General features: G+C 70.0%; 21 protein-coding genes. 9 read left to right on the plus strand and 12 right to left on the minus strand.

All coding sequences use genetic code 11. The features are described from left to right. The first annotated feature begins 44 nt into the window (after nt 1-44). A complete protein-coding gene (locus ACO07H_RS04610; RefSeq protein WP_422011591.1) occupies nt 45-1325 on the plus strand; it encodes a THUMP domain-containing class I SAM-dependent RNA methyltransferase in 1281 nt (426 codons plus the stop codon). Further along, the gene (locus ACO07H_RS04615) at nt 1309-1830 is read left to right on the plus strand and encodes a hypothetical protein (RefSeq protein WP_422011592.1); all 522 of its coding nucleotides are present in this window, start codon (nt 1309-1311) and stop codon (nt 1828-1830) included. Before ACO07H_RS04610 ends, ACO07H_RS04615 begins: the two co-directional genes overlap by 17 nt. A gap of 26 nt (nt 1831-1856) precedes the next feature. Here the strand turns inward: ACO07H_RS04615 and ACO07H_RS04620 are convergent, their stop codons facing one another. From ACO07H_RS04620 to ACO07H_RS04650, 7 genes are all read right to left on the minus strand, one after another. Continuing rightward, nucleotides 1857-2570: a 16S rRNA (uracil(1498)-N(3))-methyltransferase gene (locus tag ACO07H_RS04620; protein ID WP_422011594.1), complete on the minus strand. Its 714-nt coding sequence runs from the start codon at nt 2568-2570 to the stop codon at nt 1857-1859. A 37-nt stretch (nt 2571-2607) separates the two neighbouring features. Beyond that, entirely contained in the window at nt 2608-3084 is a 477-nt protein-coding gene (locus ACO07H_RS04625) for a hypothetical protein (protein ID WP_422011596.1), read from the minus strand. 61 nt (nt 3085-3145) lie between these two features. Then, nucleotides 3146-4816 (minus strand): long-chain-fatty-acid--CoA ligase, encoded by a 1671-nt coding sequence (locus ACO07H_RS04630; protein ID WP_422011598.1) that lies wholly within the window; start codon nt 4814-4816, stop codon nt 3146-3148. 167 nt (nt 4817-4983) lie between these two features. Beyond that, on the minus strand, nt 4984-6255 hold the full coding sequence (locus tag ACO07H_RS04635; RefSeq protein WP_422011600.1) for a M20/M25/M40 family metallo-hydrolase: 1272 nt from the start codon (nt 6253-6255) through the stop codon (nt 4984-4986). Between the two features lie 147 nt (nt 6256-6402). Beyond that, entirely contained in the window at nt 6403-7887 is a 1485-nt protein-coding gene (locus tag ACO07H_RS04640; protein WP_422011602.1) for an NAD(P)(+) transhydrogenase (Re/Si-specific) subunit beta, read from the minus strand. Further along, nucleotides 7884-8207 (minus strand): NAD(P) transhydrogenase subunit alpha, encoded by a 324-nt coding sequence (locus ACO07H_RS04645; protein ID WP_422011604.1) that lies wholly within the window; start codon nt 8205-8207, stop codon nt 7884-7886. Before ACO07H_RS04645 ends, ACO07H_RS04640 begins: the two co-directional genes overlap by 4 nt. 2 nt (nt 8208-8209) lie before the next feature. Then, the gene (locus tag ACO07H_RS04650; protein WP_422011606.1) at nt 8210-9337 is read right to left on the minus strand and encodes a Re/Si-specific NAD(P)(+) transhydrogenase subunit alpha; all 1128 of its coding nucleotides are present in this window, start codon (nt 9335-9337) and stop codon (nt 8210-8212) included. Between the two features lie 83 nt (nt 9338-9420). Here ACO07H_RS04650 and ACO07H_RS04655 point away from each other — a divergent pair, with 83 nt between their 5' ends. The 4 genes from ACO07H_RS04655 to ACO07H_RS04670 are packed head-to-tail and all read left to right on the plus strand — an operon-like array spanning nt 9421 to nt 12942. Beyond that, nucleotides 9421-9912, plus strand: coding sequence for an NUDIX hydrolase (locus ACO07H_RS04655; RefSeq protein ID WP_422011608.1), 492 nt, complete (start codon nt 9421-9423; stop codon nt 9910-9912). 24 nt (nt 9913-9936) lie between these two features. After that, nucleotides 9937-11052 carry a tRNA 2-thiouridine(34) synthase MnmA gene (gene mnmA, locus ACO07H_RS04660; protein WP_422011610.1) on the plus strand — a complete coding sequence of 372 codons (1116 nt, stop codon included), beginning with the start codon at nt 9937-9939 and terminating at the stop codon, nt 11050-11052. Between the two features lie 4 nt (nt 11053-11056). Further along, nucleotides 11057-12286 carry a sensor histidine kinase gene (locus ACO07H_RS04665; protein WP_422011612.1) on the plus strand — a complete coding sequence of 410 codons (1230 nt, stop codon included), beginning with the start codon at nt 11057-11059 and terminating at the stop codon, nt 12284-12286. Further along, nucleotides 12277-12942, plus strand: coding sequence for a response regulator (locus tag ACO07H_RS04670; RefSeq protein ID WP_422011614.1), 666 nt, complete (start codon nt 12277-12279; stop codon nt 12940-12942). Before ACO07H_RS04665 ends, ACO07H_RS04670 begins: the two co-directional genes overlap by 10 nt. An 82-nt stretch (nt 12943-13024) precedes the next feature. Here ACO07H_RS04670 and ACO07H_RS04675 read toward each other — a convergent pair whose 3' ends face one another. Next, nucleotides 13025-13504 (minus strand): CAP domain-containing protein, encoded by a 480-nt coding sequence (locus ACO07H_RS04675; protein ID WP_422011616.1) that lies wholly within the window; start codon nt 13502-13504, stop codon nt 13025-13027. Nucleotides 13505-13623: 119 nt separating this feature from the next. Between ACO07H_RS04675 and ACO07H_RS04680 the strand changes: the two genes are divergently transcribed. From ACO07H_RS04680 to ACO07H_RS04690, 3 genes are all read left to right on the plus strand, one after another. Next, on the plus strand, nt 13624-14424 hold the full coding sequence (locus ACO07H_RS04680; RefSeq protein ID WP_422011618.1) for a hypothetical protein: 801 nt from the start codon (nt 13624-13626) through the stop codon (nt 14422-14424). A gap of 160 nt (nt 14425-14584) precedes the next feature. Further along, nucleotides 14585-15187, plus strand: a complete 603-nt coding sequence (locus ACO07H_RS04685) for a PEP-CTERM sorting domain-containing protein (RefSeq protein ID WP_422011620.1) — start codon at nt 14585-14587, stop codon at nt 15185-15187. An 82-nt stretch (nt 15188-15269) separates the two neighbouring features. Then, a complete protein-coding gene (locus ACO07H_RS04690) occupies nt 15270-18074 on the plus strand; it encodes a M4 family metallopeptidase (RefSeq protein WP_422011622.1) in 2805 nt (934 codons plus the stop codon). A 225-nt stretch (nt 18075-18299) separates the two neighbouring features. On the opposite strand, the gene ACO07H_RS04695 is transcribed toward ACO07H_RS04690, so the two are convergent. From ACO07H_RS04695 to ACO07H_RS04710, 4 genes are read right to left on the minus strand one after another with little or no spacing between them, the layout of a single operon-like run. After that, nucleotides 18300-18866 carry a type II secretion system protein gene (locus tag ACO07H_RS04695; protein WP_422011624.1) on the minus strand — a complete coding sequence of 189 codons (567 nt, stop codon included), beginning with the start codon at nt 18864-18866 and terminating at the stop codon, nt 18300-18302. Between the two features lie 2 nt (nt 18867-18868). After that, a complete protein-coding gene (locus ACO07H_RS04700) occupies nt 18869-19267 on the minus strand; it encodes a type II secretion system protein (RefSeq protein ID WP_422011626.1) in 399 nt (132 codons plus the stop codon). Further along, nucleotides 19267-19734 carry a type II secretion system protein gene (locus tag ACO07H_RS04705; RefSeq protein WP_422011628.1) on the minus strand — a complete coding sequence of 156 codons (468 nt, stop codon included), beginning with the start codon at nt 19732-19734 and terminating at the stop codon, nt 19267-19269. The genes ACO07H_RS04700 and ACO07H_RS04705 overlap by 1 nt, the downstream gene beginning before the upstream one ends. A gap of 8 nt (nt 19735-19742) precedes the next feature. Beyond that, nucleotides 19743-21932, minus strand: a complete 2190-nt coding sequence (locus ACO07H_RS04710; RefSeq protein ID WP_422011630.1) for a secretin N-terminal domain-containing protein — start codon at nt 21930-21932, stop codon at nt 19743-19745. Nucleotides 21933-22015 lie beyond the last annotated feature (83 nt).

The following is a 22015-nucleotide window of genomic DNA, read 5'->3' on the forward strand; positions in this document are numbered from 1 at the left end:
CCGACGCGCGCCCGCGGGCCGGTCGGCCGGCGACAATACGGCCCGTGAGCCTGCCCAACAAACTGTCCCTGTTCGTGTCCTGCCCCGGCGGCGTCGAACCCCTGCTCGAAGAAGAACTGAAGCGCTTCCTGCCGCCCGGCGTGCGCAGCAAGGTCGAGCCCCTGCGCGGCGGTTGCGGCCTGGTCGGCACGGCCGAGGACGTGCTGCGCATCAACCTCGAAAGCCGGCTGGCGCAGCGCGTGCTCGTCGAGCTGATCGAAGGCCCGTACCGCCATGAGGAAGACCTGTACGCGCTGGCCCGCCGCGTCGACTGGCGCGACTGGATCACGCCGCGCGAGACGATCCGCGTCGACACCATCGCCCAGCGCTCGCCGCTGAAGAGCCTGAACTTCACGACGCTGCGCATCAAGGACGCGATCTGCGACCAGTTGCGCGAATTCACCGGCGAGCGCCCCAGCGTCGACACGCACTCGCCCGACCTGCCGGTGCTGCTGCATGTCGGCCCCGAGCGCGCGGCGATCTATGTCGACACGTCCGGCGAGCCCCTCTTCAAGCGCGGCTGGCGCGTCGACAAGGGCGATGCGCCGCTGAAGGAAACGCTGGCCGCCGCGATGCTGGCCGCCGCCGGCTGGCGCGGCACTGCTGAAACGGGAGGCGCGCTGCACGACCCCTGCTGCGGCTCCGGCACCATCCCCATCGAGGCCGCGCTGATCGCCTGCGACTCCGCCCCCGGCCTGCTGCGCCGCTTCGCCTTCGAGCGGCAGATCCCGTTCTCCACGCCGGCGCTGAAGGCCGCGTGGGGCGAGATGGCTCAAGCGGCGCGCGCCCGCGTGCACGCACCAGCCGTGCCCATCTACGCCAGCGACGTGGCCTTCCGCATGGTCGACTTCGCGCGCCGCAATGCCGAGCGCGCGGGCGTGGCGCAGTACATCCAGTTCAACGGCGGCGACGCGCTGGAGCGGCCGGCGCCGCAACTGCCTGAGGGCATGGCGGGCAGCATCGTCATGAACCCGCCCTATGGCGAGCGCATCGAGGTGCGTGGCAAGGCCGCGATGACCCGTGACGCCGGCGGCAGCGAGGAGCGCGATGCCGGCGACGATTTCTTCCCGCGGCTGGCCGCGCACTGGAAACGCCAGTACACCGGGAACCCGGCCGGCTGGACGGCCTGGATGCTCAGCCCCGACATGAAGCTGCCCAGCAGGATGCGGCTGAAGGAATCGCGCCGCGTGCCGATGTGGAACGGCCCCATCGAGTGCCGGCTGTTCCGCTTCGACCTCGTCAAGGGTTCGGCACGCAAGCCGGCCGAGGATGGCGGGGCTGCGTGAGCTGATCGCCGCGGCGCTGCTGGCGCTGGCTGCTGCGGCTGCCGTGGCGCAAGCCGCGCCCTGCACGCTGGTGTTCGGCCAGGGGCGCAACCTGCCGGCGCGCGACGGGCCGGACTGGGACGGGCTCAACGCCCGCTTCAACGCCGGCGTCACGGGCACGCTGGAGGCCGCGGGCCGGCGCGTCTACGCGATGACGGCGTCCAGCGAGCAGGTGGACCCCGAGGCCGCCGGCCTCGCGCTGCTGCAGCAGGCCGACCGGCTGGGCTGCGGCACGCTGGTCGAGACGGCCGTGTTCGACGACGGTCAGGACACGCTGGTGCTGCGCCTGCGCGTGTACCCGCTGCTGCCGCAGATCGGCGACGGCGGTGCCATCGTGGGCCTGCGCATTGGCACGCCGCTGTTTGTCACGCAGCGCGACCTGGGGCTGGCCGCGCTGCAGCGGCTCAAGCCCGAGCCGTTGGCGCAGCAGATGGCGGCCGAATACCTTCAGCACGACCGGCGCTGAGCCATCACACGCCGCCGCGCGTGAGGTCAGGTCAACGCGAGCCAGGACAGCACGGCCAGCGGCGCGGTATCGGCGCGCAGGATGCGCGGGCCCAGGCTGACGGCCGCGAAGCCGCGCGCACGGGCCGCCTCTTCCTCGGCATCGCTCAGGCCGCCCTCGGGGCCGCTGAGGAACAGCGCCCGCGGCTGCGCAAAGGCGGCCAGCGGCTGCGCGGCGCTCGGGCTCAGCAGGCCGCGCCATTCATCGTCGGCCGGCGCAGGCAGTGCCGCCAGCCAGGCGGCCAGCGGCTGCACCGGCTCGACACGCAAGGGCACGGTGCGGCCGCTCTGCTCGGCCGCGGCGACGGCCACGCCCTGCCAGTGCGCGCGCTTCTTGTCGGCACGCTCGCCGGCCAGGCGCAGCACCGAGCGCTCGGACACCAGCGGCTGCAGCGCCGCAGCGCCCAGCTCGGTGGCCTTCTCGACGATGAAGTCCATGCGGTCGTTGGCCGGCATGACGACGGCCAGCGTGATGGCGCGCACCAGCTCGCGCTGCGGCTGCGTGGCGGCCAGCAGTTGCACGCGCACCTCGCTGCGACCCATGGCCGTGACCTCGGCCTGCCATTCCGGGCCGCTGCCGTCGAACAGCGTCAGCGCATCGCCGGGCTGCAGGCGCAGCACCTGCACGTGGCGCGCGGCACCGGGCGGCAGCGCGATCTCGCCGGGCTGGACGAGCGGGGTGTCGACGAAGAAGCGGGGCAAGGCGGCAGACAGAAAACGGGCGGGCCCCGAGTGTCCCTCAGCGCAGGCCCAGCGACTGGCGCACGGCGGCGGCCACGGCGTCGCCCTTGGCCTTGTGCACGCGTTCGACGAACTGCAGCGCCAGCGCCTGCAGCGCGGCCAGGCTGTCGCAACGTTCGACCTCCAGCGCGAACGCATAGCCCTTGAACGGGCCCAGCAGCTTGGCTGCGTCGCCACTCAGATAGGTGTACAGCGCGGCGCGGTCCGCCATCGTCGAATCGGCGGCGAAGCCGACCGGCGCGGCAGCAGTCGCGGCGACGGGGGAGGCCGTGCCTTGCGGGGCGATGAGGCCGTGCTGGCGCAGCGTGTCGAGGTCGGCGGGCGTCGCACCCGTGACGAGGCGCAGCCATTCACCGGCCGGCTTGCTCGCGTCCAGCACGAGCAGCAGGTTGCGCGCGGCGCGCGACAGCGGCAAGGTGCGCGCACGGATTTCGGCGCGGCCGGCATCGGTCTTGGAATGCAACAGGTCCAGCACGGTGTCAGGTCTCGCCCGCGAGCGGGATCACCGCGCGCAGGTGTTGTCGGGGGTCAGGCGTTCAGCTCTTGTCCCGCAACTCCCTGCGCAGAATCTTGCCGACCGGGGTCTTGGGCAGTTCGGTACGGAACTCGACAATCTTCGGACGTTTGTAGCCGGTCAGGTTGGCTTCGCAGTAAGCACGAACGTCCGCTTCCGTGACATTCGGGTCTTTCTTCACGATGACGACCTTCACGGCCTCGCCGGCCTTCGCGTCCGGCACGCCCACCGCGGCGCATTCCAGGATGCCGGGCATCATCGTCAGCACGTCCTCGACCTCGTTCGGGTACACGTTGAAACCGCTGACGAGGATCATGTCCTTCTTGCGGTCGACGATCTTGAAGTAACCGCGTTCATCGACGGTGCCGATGTCGCCGGTGCGGAAGAAGTTGTCGGCCGTCATGACCTTGGCGGTCTCGTCCGGGCGCTGCCAGTAGCCGGCCATGACCTGCGGGCCGCGGATGGCGATCTCGCCGGGCTGGCCCATGGGCACTTCGTTGCCGTCGTCATCCAGCAGCTTGAGTTCGGTCAGCGGCATGGGCAGGCCGATGGTGCCGCTGTAGGCCGTGCTGTCGGCGGGGTTGCAGGTGGCCGACGGCGAGGTCTCGGACAGGCCGTAGCCCTCGACGATGGGGCAGCCGGTCTTCTCCAGCCACAGCTTGGCCGTGGCCTGCTGCACGGCCATGCCGCCGCCCACCGAGATGACCAGCTTGCTCCAGTCCACCGTGCCGAACTCCGGATGGTTGGCCATCGCCATGAACAGCGTGTTGACGGCCGGGAAGCTGTGGAAACGGTGCTGCGCCAACTCCTTGAACATGGCCGGCAGGTCACGCGGGTTGGGCACCAGCACATTGGCGCCGCCCATGTGCATGGACAGCATCATGTTCGTGTTGAAGCCGAAGATGTGATACAGCGGCAGCGCACAGATGGTGACGACCTGCTCGCCGCGCGGGATCTTCTTGAGCGCCGGCTGGTACCAGGCTTCGCTCTGCAGGATGTTGGCGACGAGGTTGCGGTGCAGCAGCACGGCACCCTTGGACACGCCGGTGGTGCCGCCGGTGTACTGCAGCACGGCGATGTCGTCCGGGCCGAGCTTGGGGGCCTTGTAGGTCAGGCTGCGGCCCTTGGACAGCGCATCGTTGAACTTGACGGCACCCGGCAGCTCGAACGCCGGCACCATCTTCTTCACCTTGCGCACGACGTAGTTGACGATCAGACCCTTCAAGCCCAGCATGTCGCCCATCGCCGCCAGGATGATGTGCTTGGTCGGCACGCTGCGGATGACCTGCTGCAGCACCGAGGCGAAGTTCTCGATGATGACGATGGCCTTGGCGCCGGAGTCCTTGAGCTGGTGCTCCAGCTCGCGCGGCGTGTACAGCGGGTTCACGTTGACGACCACATAGCCCGCGCGCAGCACGGCCGCCACGGCGACCGGGTACTGGAACAGGTTGGGCATCATCAGCGCGACGCGGTCGCCCTTCTCCAGGCCCAGGCTCTGCAGGTAGGCGGCGAAGGCGCGCGACGCCTCGTCCACCTGCGCGAAGCTGATGCGCTTGCCCATCATCAGGTAGGCCGGCTTGGCGGCGTTCTTCCTGAACGACGTGTCCAGCAGGTCGACCAGGCTGGGATAGATCGACGTGTTGATGTCGCGAGGCACCTCGGCCGGGTATTGCTTCAGCCAGATCGGCTCCATGCCTTGTCTCCTTCTGTGTTTCGGCGATTCTGGCCCATCACCGGCGTGACGCCGCTCAGGGGATTCGATATCGCACCCCGGGCGGGGCCATGCGGGTCGCGCCACGGGGTCGCGCACACCCGCCGCCGCCACGCCGAGCCGGCGCGGTCATCGGGCCCCTGGCGGGCTCAGGGGCCGTCGCTGCCCAGCTCCACGACGAACGCCAGCCCCAGCTTGCTGAACTTCAGCGCATGGTTGGCGGTGCCGCCGAAGTTGGCGATGGTGTCGTTCACCGTGTGGATGTTGCGGTTGTCCGTGGCGAAGCTCGCCTCGAACGGGAACGAGGCCGGGTAGCCCGCCGCATGCCAGGACGCGTGGTCCGAGCAGCCGTAGCCGCAGACGTCGTAGCCCACCGACAGCTCGGGCAGGTAGGTGGCGGCCAGGTTGGCCACGAAGGTGTTCTGCGCGGCGTTGGTGTAGTCGGTGTAGATCCACAGGTCGGTCGCGCTGCCCTGGTAGGCCGTCATGTCGAGCTGCATCACGCCGACGACCTTGGTGCGCTCGTTGCCCAGGTTGGCCACGATCTGCTTGCTGCCCAGCAGGCCGGCTTCCTCGCCCGCGTAGGCGATGAAGCGCAGCGTGCGCTTGGGCTGGTAGTTGCTGGCCAGCAGCACGCGGATCACTTCCGTCATGCTGGCTACGCCGCTGGCATCGTCGTCGGCGCCCGGGGCGCGCACGGTCTCGACATTGCCGCTGACGATGGAGTCCAGGTGGCCGCCCAGCACGATCACTTCGCGCCCGTTGCCGGTGCCCAGGATTTCCATCATCACGGACTTCTGCTGGAAGTTGGTGCCGGTGTGCGCGATCTGCGTGACGCGCACGTCGCGGCGCGCCTCGCCCATCGCCGCCCACTTCGTGGCCAGCCAGTTCGACGCGGCCGCGCCGTGCGAGCTGGTGTGGCGGCGGTTCTGGAAGTCGGACAGCGACTGGATGGTGGCGAGGATGTTGCTCGCCTGCATCTGCGGCAGCATCGCGTTCACCGCGGCCTGGTTGTCGATGACGTAGCTGGGTGCGATCGTGGGCTCGGGCGTGGCCTGCAGGCGGGTCAGCGTGGCCAGCGCCTCGGCCGCCGACGCGTGCTGGATGAAGCCGCCGCAGCGGCGCAGCTCGTCGTGCACCGCGTCCGTCAGCACGGGCAGGTCGGCGTCGTCCACCTCCATCGCGTAGACCTTCTCGCTGCCCTTGACCAGCGCGGCGCGCTTGCCGCGTGCGGCCGGCATGTTGACGTCGACGCTGCGCACCGACAGCTCGCGGGCCTGCGGCGCGCTGCGCACCAGCAGCGCGTGGGCGCGCTCGCCGATGGTGATCCACGTGGGCGCGGCCAGCGCCGGTGTGCAGGCCAGCAGCGTGAAGGCGGCCAGCGCCAGGGGCCGCAGCCCGGAGTGAAGCGAGATCGACATGGGGGCTCTCCTGATCCTCGAATGGGGGCGCGGCCTTCATTCGGACCGCAGGGGCCGCCACTGTGCCACGGGGCCGGGCCGGCGTGCGTGGGGGATAACCGCCTGTTCAGGCGAGGCGGAGGAGGCGCCGAACCAGCGCCGCAGCCCTCACTCCACGGCCTTGAGCATGTCCTCGACGACCTTCTTCGCATCGCCGAACACCATCATGGTCTTGTCCATGTAGAACAACTCGTTGTCCAGGCCCGCATAGCCGGCGGCCATGGAGCGCTTGTTGACGATGATGGTCTTGGCCTTGTAGGCCTCAAGGATGGGCATGCCGTAGATGGGGCTGCCCTTCACGTGCGCGGCCGGGTTCACGACGTCGTTGGCGCCCAGGATGATGGCCACGTCCACCTGGCCGAACTCGCCGTTGATGTCTTCCATCTCGAAGACCTGGTCGTACGGCACCTCGGCCTCGGCCAGCAGCACGTTCATGTGGCCCGGCATGCGGCCCGCCACCGGGTGGATGGCGTACTTGACGCTGATGCCCTTCTCGGTGAGCTTGGCCGCCAGCTCCTTCACCGCATGCTGGGCGCGCGCCACGGCCAGGCCGTAGCCCGGCACGATGACCACGCTCTCGGCATTGCCCAGCACGAAGGCCGCGTCGTCGGCGCTGCCGCTCTTCACGTTGCGCTGCTGCGCCGCGCCTGCGGCGACCGTGCCCGCTTCACCGCCGAAGCCGCCCAGGATGACGTTGAAGAACGAGCGGTTCATCGCCTTGCACATGATGTAGCTCAGGATCGCGCCCGACGAGCCCACCAGCGACCCCGAGATGATCAGCATCGGGTTGTTCAGCGAGAAGCCGATGCCCGCCGCCGCCCAGCCCGAGTAGCTGTTGAGCATGGACACGACGACCGGCATGTCCGCGCCGCCGATGGGAATGATGAGCAGCACGCCCAGCAGCAGGCCCAGCAGCACGATGAGACCGAAGTCGATGGGCGACTGCGAGTGCCAGAAGCCGAACACGAAGAAGGCCGACGCCAGGCCCAGCAGCGCGTTCAGCGCATGCTGCCCCTTGAACACCACCGGCGCGCCCTGGAACAGGCGGAACTTGCTGCCGCCCGACAACTTGCCCCAGGCGATGACCGACCCCGTGAACGTGATCGCGCCGATGAAGGCGCCCAGCGCCAGCTCGATGCGGTTGCCGCCCGGGATGGGCGCCAGCGCCCGCGCCGCCACGCCGTCCTCCGGCGCGATGGCCGCCAGCGCGGCATCCAGCGGCGGCGTGATGCCGAACGCCGCCGGCTCCGCCACGGCCGCCACGGCGATGGCCACGGCGGCCAGGCCGATCATGCTGTGGAAGAACGCGACCAGCTCGGGCATCTTGGTCATCTCGACCGTCTTGGCCTTCCACGCGCCGAAGCCGCCACCGACGACCAGGCCCAGCAGCACCCAGGCCAGGCCCATGCCGATGGAAGGTCCAGCGGCGAGCTTGATGATCAGCGCGCCGGTGGTCAGCACGGCGATGGCCATGCCGGCCATGCCGAACAGGTTGCCGCGGATGGACGTCGTCGGGTGCGACAGGCCCTTCAGCGCCTGGATGAAGCAGACGCTGGCGACGAGGTAGAGCAGCGTGACGAGATTGAGGCTCATGCCTGGCCCTCCTTGGCGGTCGCGGGCTTCTTGTCCTTCTTCCTGAACATCTCCAGCATTCGCCGCGTGACGAGGAAGCCGCCGAAGATGTTCACCGCCGCCAGCGCCACGGCCAGCACGCCCATGCCCTTGGCGAACGGCGTCTCGGTCAGCGCCGCGGCCATCATGGCGCCGACGATGACGATGGCCGAGATGGCGTTGGTGACGGCCATCAGCGGCGTGTGCAGCGCGGGCGTCACCGTCCAGACCACGTGGTAGCCCACGTAGATGGCCAGCACGAAGATGATGAGATTGATGATGGTGTGGTCAACCAGTTCCATGGTCATGCCCTCGTGACTTGGCCGTCTTGCGTGACGCGGCAGGCCGCGACGATGTCGTCATCCAGCGGCACGTTGAACGTGCCCTCCTTGGTGATGACGAGCTTCAGGAAGTCCAGCACGTTGCGGGCGTACAGCGCCGACGCATCGGCCGCGACCAGCGCCGGCAGGTTGGTCTCGCCGACGATGACGACGCCGTGCTTCACGACGGTCTTGCCCGCTTCGGTCAGCGGGCAGTTGCCGCCCGCCCCCTCGCCCTTGCCCGCGGCGATGTCGACGATGACCGAGCCCGGCTTCATGCTCTTCACCATCTCTTCGGTGACCAGCACCGGCGCCGCACGGCCCGGGATCAGCGCGGTCGTGATGACGATGTCGGCCGCCGCCACGCGCTTGGCGACCTCGGCCTTCTGGCGGTCCAGCCAGCTCTGCGGCATGGGCCTCGCATAGCCGCCCACGCCCTCGGCCGCTTCCTTCTCCTCGGCCGTCTCGTAGGGCACGTCGATGAACTTGCCGCCCAGCGACTCGACCTGCTCCTTCACCGAGGGCCGCACGTCGCTGGCCTCGATGACGGCGCCCAGCCGCTTGGCCGTGGCGATGGCCTGCAGGCCCGCGACGCCAACGCCCAGGATGACCACGCGCGCCGCCTTCACGGTGCCGGCCGCCGTCATCAGCATCGGGAAGAAGCGCTGGTAGCGGTCGGCCGCGATCATCACGGCCTTGTAGCCGGCGATGTTGGCCTGGCTGGACAGCACGTCCATGCTCTGCGCCCGCGTCGTGCGCGGCGCGGCCTCCAGCGCGAAGCTGGTCAGCCCGGCCCCGGCGATGGCCGTGAGGCCGTCGCGGTCGAAGGGGTTGAGCATGCCGACCAGCGCGCCGCCCGCCTTCATCAGCGGCAGCTCGTCGGCGCCCGGTGCCCGCACCTTCAGCACCAGCTCGCTGCCCAGCGCGGTGGCCTGGTCGACGATCTCGCAGCCCACCGCCTCATAGGCGGCGTCGGTGACGCTGGCGGCCACGCCGGCACCGCGCTCGATGCGCAGCGTGTGGCCCTGGGCCTTGAGCTTCTTGGCCGTTTCGGGCGTGACCGCCACACGGGTTTCTCCGGCTGCGCGTTCGCGCGGGACGCCGATCTGCATGAAATCTCCTCCTGGGGCAGGGGTGCGCGGCAGCTTACACAATGCCTGCGCCTGCCCACTTCGGGAATGCGAGAGGAAGTCTGATGGATCGGTTCCGCCCCAGCGTCACTGTCGCGGCCGTGATTGCCCGCGCCGGCCGCTACCTGCTCGTCGAGGAGGAGACCCCCGAAGGCCTGATGCTGAACAACCCCGCCGGCCACCTGGAGCAGGGCGAGAGCCCGGTCGAAGCCGTCGTGCGCGAAGCGCTGGAGGAGACGGCGCGGCACTTCGTGCCCGAGGCCTTCCTGGGCGTCTACCTCGCGCGCTTCCTGCGGCCGGCGCGGTCTGAGGACGTCACCTATGTGCGGCTGGCCTTCAGCGGCTCGGTGGGCGAGGCCATCGCCGGGCGCGCGCTCGACCAGGGCATCCAGCGCACGCTGTGGATGAGCGAAGCGGAACTCGCGGCCTGCACTGACCGCCACCGCAGCCCGCTGGTGCTGCAGTGCGTGCGCGACCATGCGGCCGGGCGCCGCCTGCCGCTGGACGCGGTGAATGCACACCCGTCGCTGCATCAGCCCTCGGTGAAACAGGCCTGAAGCCCCTGCGGGACAATCCGGAACATGAGTTCCGCCAAGAAACATCGAGTCGTCGTCGGCCTGTCCGGCGGCGTGGACTCGGCCGTGACGGCCCACCTGTTGAAGCAGCAGGGGCACGAGGTCATCGGCATCTTCATGAAGAACTGGGAAGACGATGACGACGACGCCTACTGCTCGACGCGCCAGGACTTCCTGGACGCCGCGTCGGTGGCCGACTTGCTGGGCATCGAGATCGAGCACGTCAACTTCGCGGCCGAGTACAAGGACCGCGTCTTCGAGAGCTTCCTGCATGAATACCAGGCCGGCCGCACGCCCAACCCGGACGTGCTGTGCAACGCCGAGATCAAGTTCAAGGCCTTCCTGGACCATGCGATGCGGCTGGGCGCCGAGAAGATCGCCACGGGACATTACGCAAGAGTCCGTGAACTCGACGGCGAGTTCCAGCTGCTCAAGGGCCTGGACCCGCTGAAGGACCAGAGCTACTTCCTGCACCGGCTGACGCAGGCGCAGCTGAGCAAATCAATGTTCCCGGTCGGCGACCTGCCCAAGACCGAGGTGCGACGCATCGCCGCCGAGATCGCGCTGCCGAATGCGAAGAAGAAGGACTCGACCGGCATCTGCTTCATCGGCGAGCGGCCCTTCCGCGAGTTCCTGAACAAATACCTGTCGCACCAGCCCGGTCCCATCAAGGACGAGCGCGGCCGCAAGCTGGGCGAGCACGTGGGCCTGAGCTTCTACACGCTGGGCCAGCGCCAGGGGCTGGGCATCGGCGGCGTGAAGGAGAAGGGCACCCCGCGCGGCGGCGGCGAGCACGCGCCGTGGTTCGTGGCGGCCAAGGACATCCCCAGCAACACGCTGATCGCGGTGCAAGGCCATGACCACCCGTTGCTGCAGAGCCCGGCGCTGGTGGCCGACGACCTGAGCTGGATCGCCGGCCACGCGCCCGCCACCAGCACGGCCGCCGCGAAGACGCGCTACCGCCAGGCCGACGCCCCCTGCAGCGTCGGCTTCGATGCGAGCGGCCGGTTGATGCTGCGCTTCCCCGATCCGCAATGGGCCGTGACGCCGGGGCAGAGTGCCGTCGTCTATGACGGTGACGTGTGCCTGGGCGGCGGCGTCATTGCAGCCGCGCTGAGCTGAGCCGATGACGAAGTTCGACCGGCTGCTGGCACGCCTGGCGGAACCCGGCGTCGTGCTGCGGCTGGCCGCGCTGGTCGTCTGCGCGATGGAGCTGGTCAGTGCGGGCTCTGCACTGCTGGGCGCGCGCACCGAGCCCTACGACGGCCTCGTTGCCTGGGTGTGGCGCCAGTTCGGCGGCGACGTCAACGACCGCCTGCTGCTGCTGGTCTGCGTGGCGCTGCTGCTGGCCTTCGTGGCGCTGATGTGGCGGCTGGCCCGGCAGGGCCAGGTCGCGGCCGCCGTGAACCAGCGGCTGGCCTGGCTGCTGCTCGTGGACCTGCTGGCCTTCGGCGTGACGCCGGGCCTGCCCTTCCTCGTCACGGCGCTGGCGGCAGTGCTGCTGCCCGCGCGGCTGGCACTGGGCTTTGCCGCCGCCCAGGTGATGCTGAACACCGGCATGTACCTCTATGCCTCGACGACGGCCTGGCTGGACCAGTTCGGCATGCTGAGCTCGATGCTGGCGCTGCACGGCCTGGCCTTCGGCCTGGGCCGCATGGCCGCGGCCGAGGGCGAGAAGCGCCGCTGGCTGCAGGCCATGCTGGCCGAGCGCCTGTCCGGCGAGCAATTGCTGGCCGAGCAGATGCGCTACAGCGAGCGCATGCAGATCGCCCGCGAGCTGCACGACCTGATGGGCCACCACCTGACGGCGCTGAACCTGCAGCTGCAGCTCGGCGGCGCGCTGCTCGCTCGGTCGGACGCCGGTGGCGCCGGCCAGGCGATGGGCCGTGCCGAGAGCGTGGCGGCGCAGCTGCTGGCGGACGTGCGCGAGGCGGTGTCGCAGCAGCGCAGCTCGCAGCGCATCGACCTGTCGGCGGCGCTCGACGCGCTCGCGGAGGGCATCGCCAGCACGCGCATCGACCTGACGCTGGACGACGCCGCGCGCGACCTGGGCCCGCGCGCCGCGCACGCGCTGTTGCGCTGTGTGCAGGAAGGCGTGACGAACAGCGTGCGCCACGCCGGCGCGCGCCGTGTGCGGGTCGAACTGCACGGCATCGGCGAAGAGGGTCAAGAAGGGGATGAGATCGCCGTCAGCATCGACGATGATGGGCAGGGCGCGCCGAACTGGCACGAGGGCCGCGCCGGCAATGGCCTGTCCGGCATGGCCGAACGCATGGCCGAACTGGGCGGGCAGATGCGCGTGACGCGCACGAGCCCGGGGTTTCGAATCGAGCTGAGATGTCCGCGATGGGTGTGATCAAGATACTGCTGGTCGAGGACCAGCAACTGGTGCGCGAGGGCCTGAAAGGGCTGCTGGCGCTGCACGACGAGTTGAAGGTGGTGGGCGAGGCCAGCGACGGCGCCGAGGCGCTGGAGTGGCTGTCCGCCATCTCCGCCGACGACGCCGCCGACACCATGCCCGACGTGATCCTGTCCGACATGCGCATGCCCCGGCTGGACGGCCTGGGCCTGATCCGTGCGCTGGCCGCGCGCGCGCTGCGCCTGCCGGTCATCCTGCTGACGACCTTCGACGACACGACCGCCTTCGACGAGGCGGTGCGCGCCGGGGCCAGGGGCTTCCTGCTGAAGGCCATCAGCCCCGAGACGCTGGCGCAGTCGCTGCGCGACGTGCACGCGGGCGGTACGGCGCTGCGGCCGTCGCTGACCACGCGCATGGAGGCCAAGGGCGGCGAGCGCGCCTTCACGGCGGCCGACCATCCCGACCCGCTGAGCCCGAAAGAGCTGCAGGTGCTGCGGCTGGTGGCCAGTGGCCGCTCCAACACCGAGATCGCCGGGCTGCTGGGCAACAGCGAGGGCGTCATCAAGAACCACTGCTCGGCCATCTTCTCCAAGATGGGCGTGCGCGACCGCACGCAGGCGGTGCTGCGCGCCATCGACCTGGGCTGGATCTAGCGCGGGCCGGGCGCTCCCAAGCCGCCTGGCACATCGCCGTCTGCCCGGTAGACCGTCCGAGGTGCCCTTCGAACGAGCGGCCTCATTTCGCCGGCTGCGCCAGGTGCAGCACCCAGTAGCGCTGCAGCTGGCCGGGGCCGCTGACGCAGGCCAGGCCGAACTCCTGGAAGTCGGCCAGCATCAGGTTCTCGCAGTGCGCGGGGCTCGCCAGCCACTGGGCCAGCACCTCGTCCAGCGAGTCCGGCCCGCCGGCAAGGTTTTCACCGGCCAGGCGCATCGCATAGCCCACCTCGCGCAGCCGCACCCGCAGCGAGGCGCCGGCGGCGCCGAGATGGTCCACACGGTCCCGCGCGGCCAGCTCCCGCGCGTAGCGTTGTGCCGACTCGGCCAGCTGCGGACTGGCGCGCAGCGCCTGCACAGCGGGCCAGACCCTGCCGCCGCATGGCTGGGCCTGCGCGCGCAGGGTGTTCAGCGCCGCCTGGGCCGCCTCGCCCGCCGGCTGGCAATCCGGCTCGGCGACCGCCAGCGAGGCGAACAGCAGCAGGGGCAGGCATGCGCGCATGGCGGCATCGTAGTGGGGTCTCCCAAAGGGCGCCGCAACCGCTGACACGGACTGCCGTGCAGTTGCCAAGCCGCACGCGTCGCCTCACCATGGCCAGCATGACACCGCTTCAGCATCTGATGGCCATCGCGCTGACCGCCTCTGCACTGGCAAGCTGCGCGCAAACCACGCCGCCCGAACCCGAAACGCAATCGCAGCGCCTCGCGCGCGAGCTGCGTGAACTGATCGGCCCGGCCGCGTGCACGGCCGACAGCCAATGCCGCAGCCTGCCCGTGGGCGCCAGGGCCTGCGGCGGGCCGGCCGGGTATTGGGCCTGGTCGACGCAAGGGGTGGACGAGAAGCGCGTGGCCGACCTCGCGGCGCGCCAGGCCCAGGCAGCGCAGCGCGAGATGGCATCCAGCGGCCTGCGCTCGAAATGCGCGGCGGCCGTCGACCCTGGCGTGGCCTGCGTGGCCAACCGCTGCCAGACCCGTCCGCTGGCCGGCGAACCCAGGCCGGTACGGGCGCCGGCCGCTGCGACCCCGGACGGCGCGGGGGCCGTTGAGCGGGTGAACCCGCAGGCCATCGAGATGGATCGGCCCTTCCTTTTGCGGCATGGCGGCACCGGGTGGTTGGCCGAAGCGGCGTTGGCGGTGGGTTTCGCCGGTGTGGAATCCGACTCGCGCTGCCCCAAGGGCGAGCAATGCGTCTGGGCCGGCCGTGCAGCCGTGCGCATCTGGCTGCGCCAGGGCAACGGCGACAGGGAAACGCGTCTTCTGCAGACGGCGCCAGGCGCTGAATCGACGACGCGCGTCGGCGACCTGGCGCTGAAGATCGTCGACCTGTCCCCTGTTCCCGTGACAGGCCGGGGCATCGCCCCCGAAGCCTACGCCGTGACGCTGTCGGTCAGCCGAAACAAGTCCGCCGAGTCCGCCCGCTGAGCCTGTGAAGGCTGGCAACGCACCCCTAGTTCGAACCCAGGGAGAAGCCTTAGTGGGTTTCCCGCCCCGTGGATCAGGGGTGCTGGCGACGTGCCGCTGTGAAACCATCCGGACACGAACCACATAGGTTCTTTACCTATCTTGCTACGGGGAAATCGGAATGAATTCCATTCGTCAACTGACCACCGCACTGGCACTGGGCGTCATGTCCGTGTCGGCCTTTGCGGCCTCGACGGTGTACACGTCGTCGTCGTCCTTCCTGTCCCAGGTCGCACCTGGCGCCTACACGGAGACCTTCAACGGCTTGTCCACGCCAGCAGCCGGCGCAGTCGCCTTCAGCGGTGGTGGCTTCTCGTACAGCCTCTTCGCACCCAGCGACCTCTACGCGTCCGGCGACTTCATCGGCACCAGCCAGATCGACGAGGCGCTGACCATCAGCTTCCTCAGCGGCAACGTCTACGCCGTGGGTGGCAATTTCTTCGCCACCAACATCGCCGACGCCTTCCAGGCCGTGCAGATCAGCCTGAGCCTGAGCGACGGCACGACCGTCAGCTTCACGCCGACGTCGCTGGCCGACAGCTATCGCGGCTTCGTGTCCACCACGGCCATCACCTCGCTGACGATCAGCGCACCCGGCCAGTCGTTGTATGCGGGCCTGGACAACCTGACCGTCGCCGCCGCGGTGCCGGAGCCCGCCAGCTGGGCGCTCGCCAGCCTGGGCATCGCAGGCCTGGCCGCCTTCGCCCGTCGCCGCCGCGCCTGATCGGCATGCCTGGGGGCCCGCTCCCGGGCCTTCACGTCAGCAACCTATTTGAGCGGCGCCTGCACCGCTTCCTGGAGTTCTCATGACTCGCAATCATCTGCGTCTGTCCCTGCTGGCCTTGTCGGTCGGCATGGCCTTCACCGCCCAAGCCCAGACCGCCCTGCCCGGCCAGAGCGAGGCGCTCGCCCGCCTGAACGCCCAGACCGGCAATGCCGCCACGGTCTCCTACAGCGAGGCCACCGGCGCCGCGCGTTTCGTCCGCATCGCGCGGGGCGACACCAAGCTCAGCGCCGTGCAGAGCCGCGCGGGCCGCCTGGGCTCCGACGCCGCCCGCAACGAGAACGCCGTGCAGTTCCTGAAGGACTACAGCGGCCTCTTCGGCATCACCAGCGTGGCCGATGAGCTGTCCGCGTCCCGCGTCACCAAGGACCAGCAAGGCGGCTCGCACCTGAGCTACAAGCAGCTCTACCGCGGCCTGCCCGTCTATGGCGGCGAACTCAAGGTCCACTACGACTCCGCCGACAACCTGGTCGTCGCCAACGGCATCTTCGTGCCGAACATCTCGGTCAGCACGACCCCGGCCCGCTCGGCCGAGCAGGCCGCCGCCGCCGCGCTCAAGCGTGTCTATGCCGACCTGGGCCGCACGACCAAGCTGTCGACCAAATCGACGCTGATGGTCTACCGCGAAGGCCTCGCGCAAGGCGTGCCTGGCGAGAGCCGCCTGGCCTGGGAAGTCGTCGCCACCAACGGCGCCGATGTGCGCGACTTCGTCTACGTCGATGCCCAGACCGGCAATGTCATCGACAAGGTCAGCGGCATCCACGAAGGCAAGGACCGCCGCGCCTTCGACGGCGCTGGCAATGCGACGGCACCTGGCCCGAACTACCCGAACAACCCGTTCTGGGTGGAAGGCCAGCCTGTGCCGACCGGCACGGTCGAAGCCGACAACATGATCATCGCCTCGTCCGAGGTCTACGACCTGTTCAAGAAAGCCTTCGGCCGCGACTCGTTCGACGGCAACGGCGCGCGGATGAGCTCCATCTTCAACCGGGGCTGGGGCTGCGTGAACGCGTCGTGGAACGGCGAGTACATCTCGTTCTGCCCGGGCACCACCACCGACGACATCACCGCCCACGAATGGGGCCACGCGTACACGCAGTACACCCACGGCCTGATCTACGCATGGCAACCCGGCGCGCTGAACGAGGCCTACTCGGACATCTGGGGCGAGACGGTCGACCGCATCAACGGCCGCGGCACCGACACGCCGGACGCGCCGCGCACGGCGGGTGCCTGCACGGTCTTCACCTCCGCTCCCCCGACCGTCACCGTGACCGCGCCGGCCTCGCTGGCCGGCGACAAGGCGGCCGGCACCGCGGCCTGGGGTCCCACCACCTTCTCGCTGAGCGGCACGGTCCAGGGCGTGGAACTCGGTTCGACGAGTGCGGCCTGCACCACGCTGCCTGCCAACTCCCTCGCCGGCAAGATCGCCTTCATCGACCGCGGCACCTGCGGCTTCAGCGTCAAGGCCATGAATGCCCAGGCCGCTGGCGCCGTCGGTGTGATCATCGGCAACAACCAGGGCGGCACGGCCGTCATCAACATGTCCGACACGGCCGGCCAGAGCAGCACGCTGCCCTCGCTGTCCGTCACGCAGAACGACGGCACCGCCTTCAAGGCGGCGCTGGCCAGCGGTGCGGTCACCGTCACGCTGAGCCGCGGCCCCGGCACCGACAACTCCGTGCGCTGGCTGTTGGGCGAGGACTCCTCCGCCTTCGGCGGCGCGATCCGCGACATGTACAACCCGACCTGCTACAACAACCCGGGCAAGGTCAGCGACCGCCAGTACTCGTGCGGCCCCAACACGCAGGCGGGTGACTACGGCGGCGTGCACACCAACTCCGGCGTGCCCAATCACGGCTACGCGCTGCTGGTGGACGGCGGCACCTACAACGGCCAGACTGTCGGCGCCATCGGTCTCACCAAGGCGGCCCACATCTACTTCCGCGCGATGTCGGTCTATCAGCACTCGGCCAGCAACTTCACGGACCACGCCGACGCGCTGGACCAGTCGTGCCGCGACCTGACCGGCGTCAACCTGAACTCCCTGACGACGGGTGCCCCGTCCGGCGAGATCATCAACGCGACGGACTGCGGCCAGATCACGAAGATGGCTGCGGCGGTGGAACTGCGCTCGTCGGTGAGCCAGTGCGGCTTCACGCCGCTGCTGCAGAAGTCGCCGCCGGCGCTGTGCCCCACGGGCACGGCCACCTCGCTGCTGTCCGACAGCTTCGACGGCGGCAAGCGCGCTGGCGCCAAGTGGGCGCTCAGCCACCAGGGCGTCTCGCCGGAGTACACCGCGCGTGACTGGGGTGTGGTCAACAACCTGCCGAACGGCCGGGCCGGCTATGCCATGTTCATGGCGAACAGCAGCATCGGCACCTGCTCTGCTGGTGGCGACGAGTCGGGCGTGCAGCGCCTGGAAAGCCCGGAGATCACCCTCCCCGCAGGCACCGCCGTGACGCGCATGTCGTTCGACCACTGGGTCGGCACCGAAGCCTCCTACGACGGCGGCAACGTCAAGATCAGCGTGAACGGCGGCGCATGGCAGTTGGTCAGTGCAGCCAACTTCGTCTACAACCCGTACAACGCGACGCTGGCGACCGCAGCAGCGGGCAACACCAATCCGCTGGCCGGCCAGGCCGCCTTCTCGGGCAGCGATGGCGGCTCGGTCAGCGGTTCGTGGGGTCGCTCGATCATCAACGTCGGCGCCTATGCCAACCCGGGCGACAAGATCAAGGTGCGCTTCGAGATGGGCCAGGATGGTTGCGGCGGCAGCTTCGGCTGGTACGTGGACGATGTGGTCGTCTATCGCTGCACGCCGTGATGACACGCCGTGCCGGACGATGTCCGGCATGACCGAAGGGCGCCCAAGGGCGCCCTTTTTCATGGCCATCCGGCACGGCGGCAACGGTGGCACGGCGAACGCAACCCCGCGTCCCCGCCTGGCGTCATTCGTCGATTCGCCGCTCGGCGCAGCGGCCCTCGGCATGCGCAGGCCCATCCGCTCCCGCAGCAGGTGCCGACCTGGACTGCGATCAGCGAGACGGCGTCACGGTGGTGCCGAAGCCGGCGCACTCGCGCCGGGCAGCGATGCCGTGGCGGCCGCGCTGCCGTCCGCCGGCTGCGCGACGAACAGCCAGTCGCTGGCCTTGCGCAGCGCGGCACCGTCCGGCGCCATCTCGCGCAGCAGGGGGTGGGTGGAGCGGCTGCGCACAGCGCCGAAGCGGGTCTTGTCCGCGTCCTGCGTCACCAGCTCCCAATCGGGCTCGCCGGTGAAGGGGTCGGCATAGCGCTGGCGCAGGTGGCGGCGGATGACGACGCCGCGGCGGTCCTCCAGCAAGTCGTCCAGGCTGCGCGGCAGCTCGGGCGGGGCCTTGGGAGTGGCCTTCTGATAGCTCGTGATCGCCGCGGCAATCGCCTCGCCGCGGAACTGCAGCTCACGCTCGCGCTCGCGCTGGCTCGCAGTGCTCCAGGCCTTGCCGAGGGCCGCCAGACCCGCCGCAGTCAATGCGACGAGGAAGAGCACGCCGAGGTAGGTGAAGCCGCGCGCGGCGACACGGCGCCGCGCTGCGCTGCCGCGGGGCAGGCCGCCTGATCGCCACGGTCGGGGCCGCATGCCTACCAGTCCGCGTACAGCCGGCCGTCGGCCGAGCGGCCCGCGGCGCCGCTGCGCACGTCCCAGACACGGCCGCTCGCCTGCATGTCGGTGGGCGGCGGCAGCTCCAGCCAGGTCTCCCGGCTCGCGGTCAGCGGGTCCTCGGGGATGCCGCGGATGTAGCGCATGTCGGCCAGTTCCTGCAGCGAATCGGGATAACGGCCCTTGTCGGCGGCGTACTGGTCGATGGCGTCGCGCATCGTGTTCAGCGACGACAGCAGCGCCGTCTCCTTGCTCTTTTGCAGCGACGCGAAGTAGCGCGGCGCCGCGATGGAGGCGAGCAGCGCGACGATGGCCATCACGACGATCAACTCAATCAGCGTGAAGCCCGCCGCCGCGCGCCTGGTCCCTTGGCCTGCCATCACCAATCCTTCAACCGGCTGCCGTCCAGTGCCTTGCGTTCGGAGCGCGAGTACACATCGAACACGTCCTTGCCCGCGCGCGGATCGTCCGCCGGGCTGTCGTAGGCGCGCAGGCCCCAGGTGTCGGCGGCCGGCAGCTCCGCGGCGGCGAACGGGTCGCGCGGCAGGCGGCGCAGGAAGTAGAACTTGCGGCCGTTGGGCGACTTGAGATCGGGCACGCCGTCGACGAGTTGCTGCAGCTTCTGCGGGTAGCCGCTGTCGTCCGGGCTGCGCGCGATGCTGCCGGCGTCGCCGGCCTGCTTGTAGGCGTCCAGCGCCAGCCGCAGGGTGCGCAGCCCCTGGCGCAGCTCGTATTCCTTGCTGCGTTGCACCGACAGCTCCAGCAACGGCCGCGCCGCGCTGGCGAGCACGGCCAGCATGGCCAGCACCACCAGCATCTCGATCAGCGTGAAGCCGCGGCTGCGCATGGCCGTGCTTACTTGGCCGGCTCGACGGTCAGCAGCCCGGAGCCTTCGACCCGCACGGCAACCGGTTCGCCATTGAGCCCGCTGGCCGACAGCGACGTCACGGCCATGTTGAGCACCTGGCCCGAGGCCGGCGGCAGCGTGCGGAACGCGACGACGCGGTCCCCGCGCGGTGCCAGCTCGATGGGATAGCGGCCCGGCGACGCGCCCGGCAACGGCTGGGCGGGCGCGAGCTTGGTGGCGTCGTACTCCAGTTCACCCTTGACCTGCAGGCCGCTCTCGTTCTTCACCGCGACGGAAATCGTGCCGCCCGCGGCCACCTGGGGCGTCACGTCCAGCTTCAGCAGTACGTCGCCGGTGGACTCGCCGCCGGCCGGCGCAGGCGCCGCTGCAGGCGCCTGCGTGGCCGGCGCACCGCCACCACTGCTCAGGCCCACGCCGACCCGCGCGTCGCGGCGCAGCAGGCTGCTGAAGGCACCCGGGCTGCTGTCGGTGCCGCTGGCCAGGCGCGTCAGCGATGCGTCCGGCACGGCCAGGTTGCGCACGACGCGCGGCGTGATCAGCAGCACCACCTCGGTCTTGTTGCGCGTGTCGGTCTGCGTGCCGAACAGCCGGCCCAGCACCGGGATGCGCGACAGCCCCGGGATGCCGGTGCCTGCCTTGCGGTCCTCGTCGTTGATGAGGCCGGCCAGCACCTGCGTCTCGCCGTCCGCCAGGCGCAGCACGGTGGACGTGTTGCGCGTGCCGATCTCATAGGCCGTCGTGCCGCCGGGGCCGGTGACCTGGCGGATCAGGTTGCTGACCTCCAGGCCGATCTTGATGACCACGTCGTTGTCGAGCTGGATGGTGGGCTCGACGTCCAGCTTCAAGCCGACGTCCAGGTAGCTGACCGAGGCCGCGACGGACGTGGAGCCGGTGAAGTTGGTCGTCGTCGTGAACACCGGCAGCTTCTGGCCGATGTGCACCTTAGCCTTGTCGCGGTTGCGCACGCGGATCTTGGGGTTGGCCAGGATATTGGAATTGCCGGACGTGCCGCGCAGCGTGGCGATGACGGCGGGGTTGGCGATGCTGGCGCGGAAGTTGATGGGGTTCTTGCCGCCGATGAAGACGCGCGACGGGATCGCGCCCGTCGCGTCGCTGATGCCGAGCTGCACTTCGTCGGGCCACTGCAGACCCAGCGAGTCCACCTGGTCGGTGGCCAGCTCCATCACCTCGACCTCCAGCATCACCTCGGGCTCGGGCAGGTCGACCGATGCGATCAGCTTCTCGACCAGGCGCAGCACCTCAGGCGTGTCGCGCACGATGAGCAGGTTCAGCCGCTCGTCGATGTGGATGTCGCGCACCTTGGCGATGGTGCGCACCATGGCCTGCACCTGCTTCACGTCGGCGTTGGTCAGGTACAGCGTGCGCGTGATGAGCTCCTGGTGCTCGCGCTGCTTGCTGGAGGTGTTGGGGAACACCAGCACCGAGCTCTCGTTGAGCAGCTTGCGGTCGAGCTGCTGGGTGTTCAGGATGACGCGCAGCGCCTCGTCCAGCGTGACGTTGCGCAGGAAGATGGTCACGCGCGAGTCGGCGCGCACGTCGCGGTCGAACACGAAATTGATGCCGCTGGAGCGCGACAGCGCCTCGAACACCTGGCGCAGCGGCGCGTCGCGGAACTCCAGCGTGACCGGCTTCTGGAATGCCGCCCCCAGCTCGCCGACCGCCGACTCCAGCGGCCGGGCCTGGGCCACCTGGCTGGCCAGCAGGCGGGCACCGGGGTGCTGCGGCGACTCCGCCAGGATCTCGCGGGCGGCGGCATCGGCGCGCTCCAGCCGGCCTTCGCGCAGCGCCGTGCGGCCGGCCGCGAGCTGGGCTTCCTGGCGGCGCCCGCGCTCGATCTCGACCGTCAGCGCGGCCAGCCGCGGGTGCTTGGCATCGGCCGCGGCGAGCTGGGCCAGCACGGCATTGGCCTCGTCCCAGCGGGCGCTGGCGCGCAGCGCCTCGATCTGCAGGATCAGCCGCGCCGTCGCCTGCTCGCGGGCGCGCACCTGGGCGGCGCGCAGCTGCGGGTCGGTCGGGTCCTTGGCGCGCGCGTCGTCCAGCACGCGCAGCGCGGCCGTCCACTGGTTGCTGCGGCCGAGCTCTTCCGACTGGCGCAGCGCCGGATTGGCGCAGGCCGTCAGCAGCAGGGCGCTGAGGACAAGGAGTAGCTGCTTCATGGCGCGGGTTTGAAAACGAGGGTCTGGGGAAGCTGCCCCGGCAGCCAGGTCAGGCGCACGCCGCTGGCGGACACCTGCTCGAC

The organism is Roseateles sp., assembly GCF_965229315.1.
Classification (GTDB): Bacteria; Pseudomonadota; Gammaproteobacteria; order Burkholderiales; family Burkholderiaceae_C; genus Pelomonas.

Excerpts from the sequence above, each read along its gene's own strand:
- ACO07H_RS04615 (WP_422011592.1), top strand. The coding sequence starts at position 1,309 with ATGGCGGGGCTGCGTGAGCTGATCGCCGCGGCGCTGCTGGCGCTGGCT.
- ACO07H_RS04630 (WP_422011598.1), bottom strand. The coding sequence starts at position 4,816 with ATGGAGCCGATCTGGCTGAAGCAATACCCGGCCGAGGTGCCTCGCGAC.
- ACO07H_RS04635 (WP_422011600.1), bottom strand. The coding sequence starts at position 6,255 with ATGTCGATCTCGCTTCACTCCGGGCTGCGGCCCCTGGCGCTGGCCGCC.
- ACO07H_RS04640 (WP_422011602.1), bottom strand. The coding sequence starts at position 7,887 with ATGAGCCTCAATCTCGTCACGCTGCTCTACCTCGTCGCCAGCGTCTGC.
- ACO07H_RS04645 (WP_422011604.1), bottom strand. The coding sequence starts at position 8,207 with ATGGAACTGGTTGACCACACCATCATCAATCTCATCATCTTCGTGCTG.
- ACO07H_RS04650 (WP_422011606.1), bottom strand. The coding sequence starts at position 9,337 with ATGCAGATCGGCGTCCCGCGCGAACGCGCAGCCGGAGAAACCCGTGTG.
- ACO07H_RS04655 (WP_422011608.1), top strand. The coding sequence starts at position 9,421 with ATGGATCGGTTCCGCCCCAGCGTCACTGTCGCGGCCGTGATTGCCCGC.
- mnmA (WP_422011610.1), top strand. The coding sequence starts at position 9,937 with ATGAGTTCCGCCAAGAAACATCGAGTCGTCGTCGGCCTGTCCGGCGGC.
- ACO07H_RS04665 (WP_422011612.1), top strand. The coding sequence starts at position 11,057 with ATGACGAAGTTCGACCGGCTGCTGGCACGCCTGGCGGAACCCGGCGTC.
- ACO07H_RS04670 (WP_422011614.1), top strand. The coding sequence starts at position 12,277 with ATGGGTGTGATCAAGATACTGCTGGTCGAGGACCAGCAACTGGTGCGC.
- ACO07H_RS04675 (WP_422011616.1), bottom strand. The coding sequence starts at position 13,504 with ATGCGCGCATGCCTGCCCCTGCTGCTGTTCGCCTCGCTGGCGGTCGCC.
- ACO07H_RS04680 (WP_422011618.1), top strand. The coding sequence starts at position 13,624 with ATGGCCATCGCGCTGACCGCCTCTGCACTGGCAAGCTGCGCGCAAACC.
- ACO07H_RS04685 (WP_422011620.1), top strand. The coding sequence starts at position 14,585 with ATGAATTCCATTCGTCAACTGACCACCGCACTGGCACTGGGCGTCATG.
- ACO07H_RS04690 (WP_422011622.1), top strand. The coding sequence starts at position 15,270 with ATGACTCGCAATCATCTGCGTCTGTCCCTGCTGGCCTTGTCGGTCGGC.
- ACO07H_RS04695 (WP_422011624.1), bottom strand. The coding sequence starts at position 18,866 with ATGCGGCCCCGACCGTGGCGATCAGGCGGCCTGCCCCGCGGCAGCGCA.
- ACO07H_RS04700 (WP_422011626.1), bottom strand. The coding sequence starts at position 19,267 with ATGGCAGGCCAAGGGACCAGGCGCGCGGCGGCGGGCTTCACGCTGATT.
- ACO07H_RS04705 (WP_422011628.1), bottom strand. The coding sequence starts at position 19,734 with ATGCGCAGCCGCGGCTTCACGCTGATCGAGATGCTGGTGGTGCTGGCC.
- ACO07H_RS04710 (WP_422011630.1), bottom strand. The coding sequence starts at position 21,932 with ATGAAGCAGCTACTCCTTGTCCTCAGCGCCCTGCTGCTGACGGCCTGC.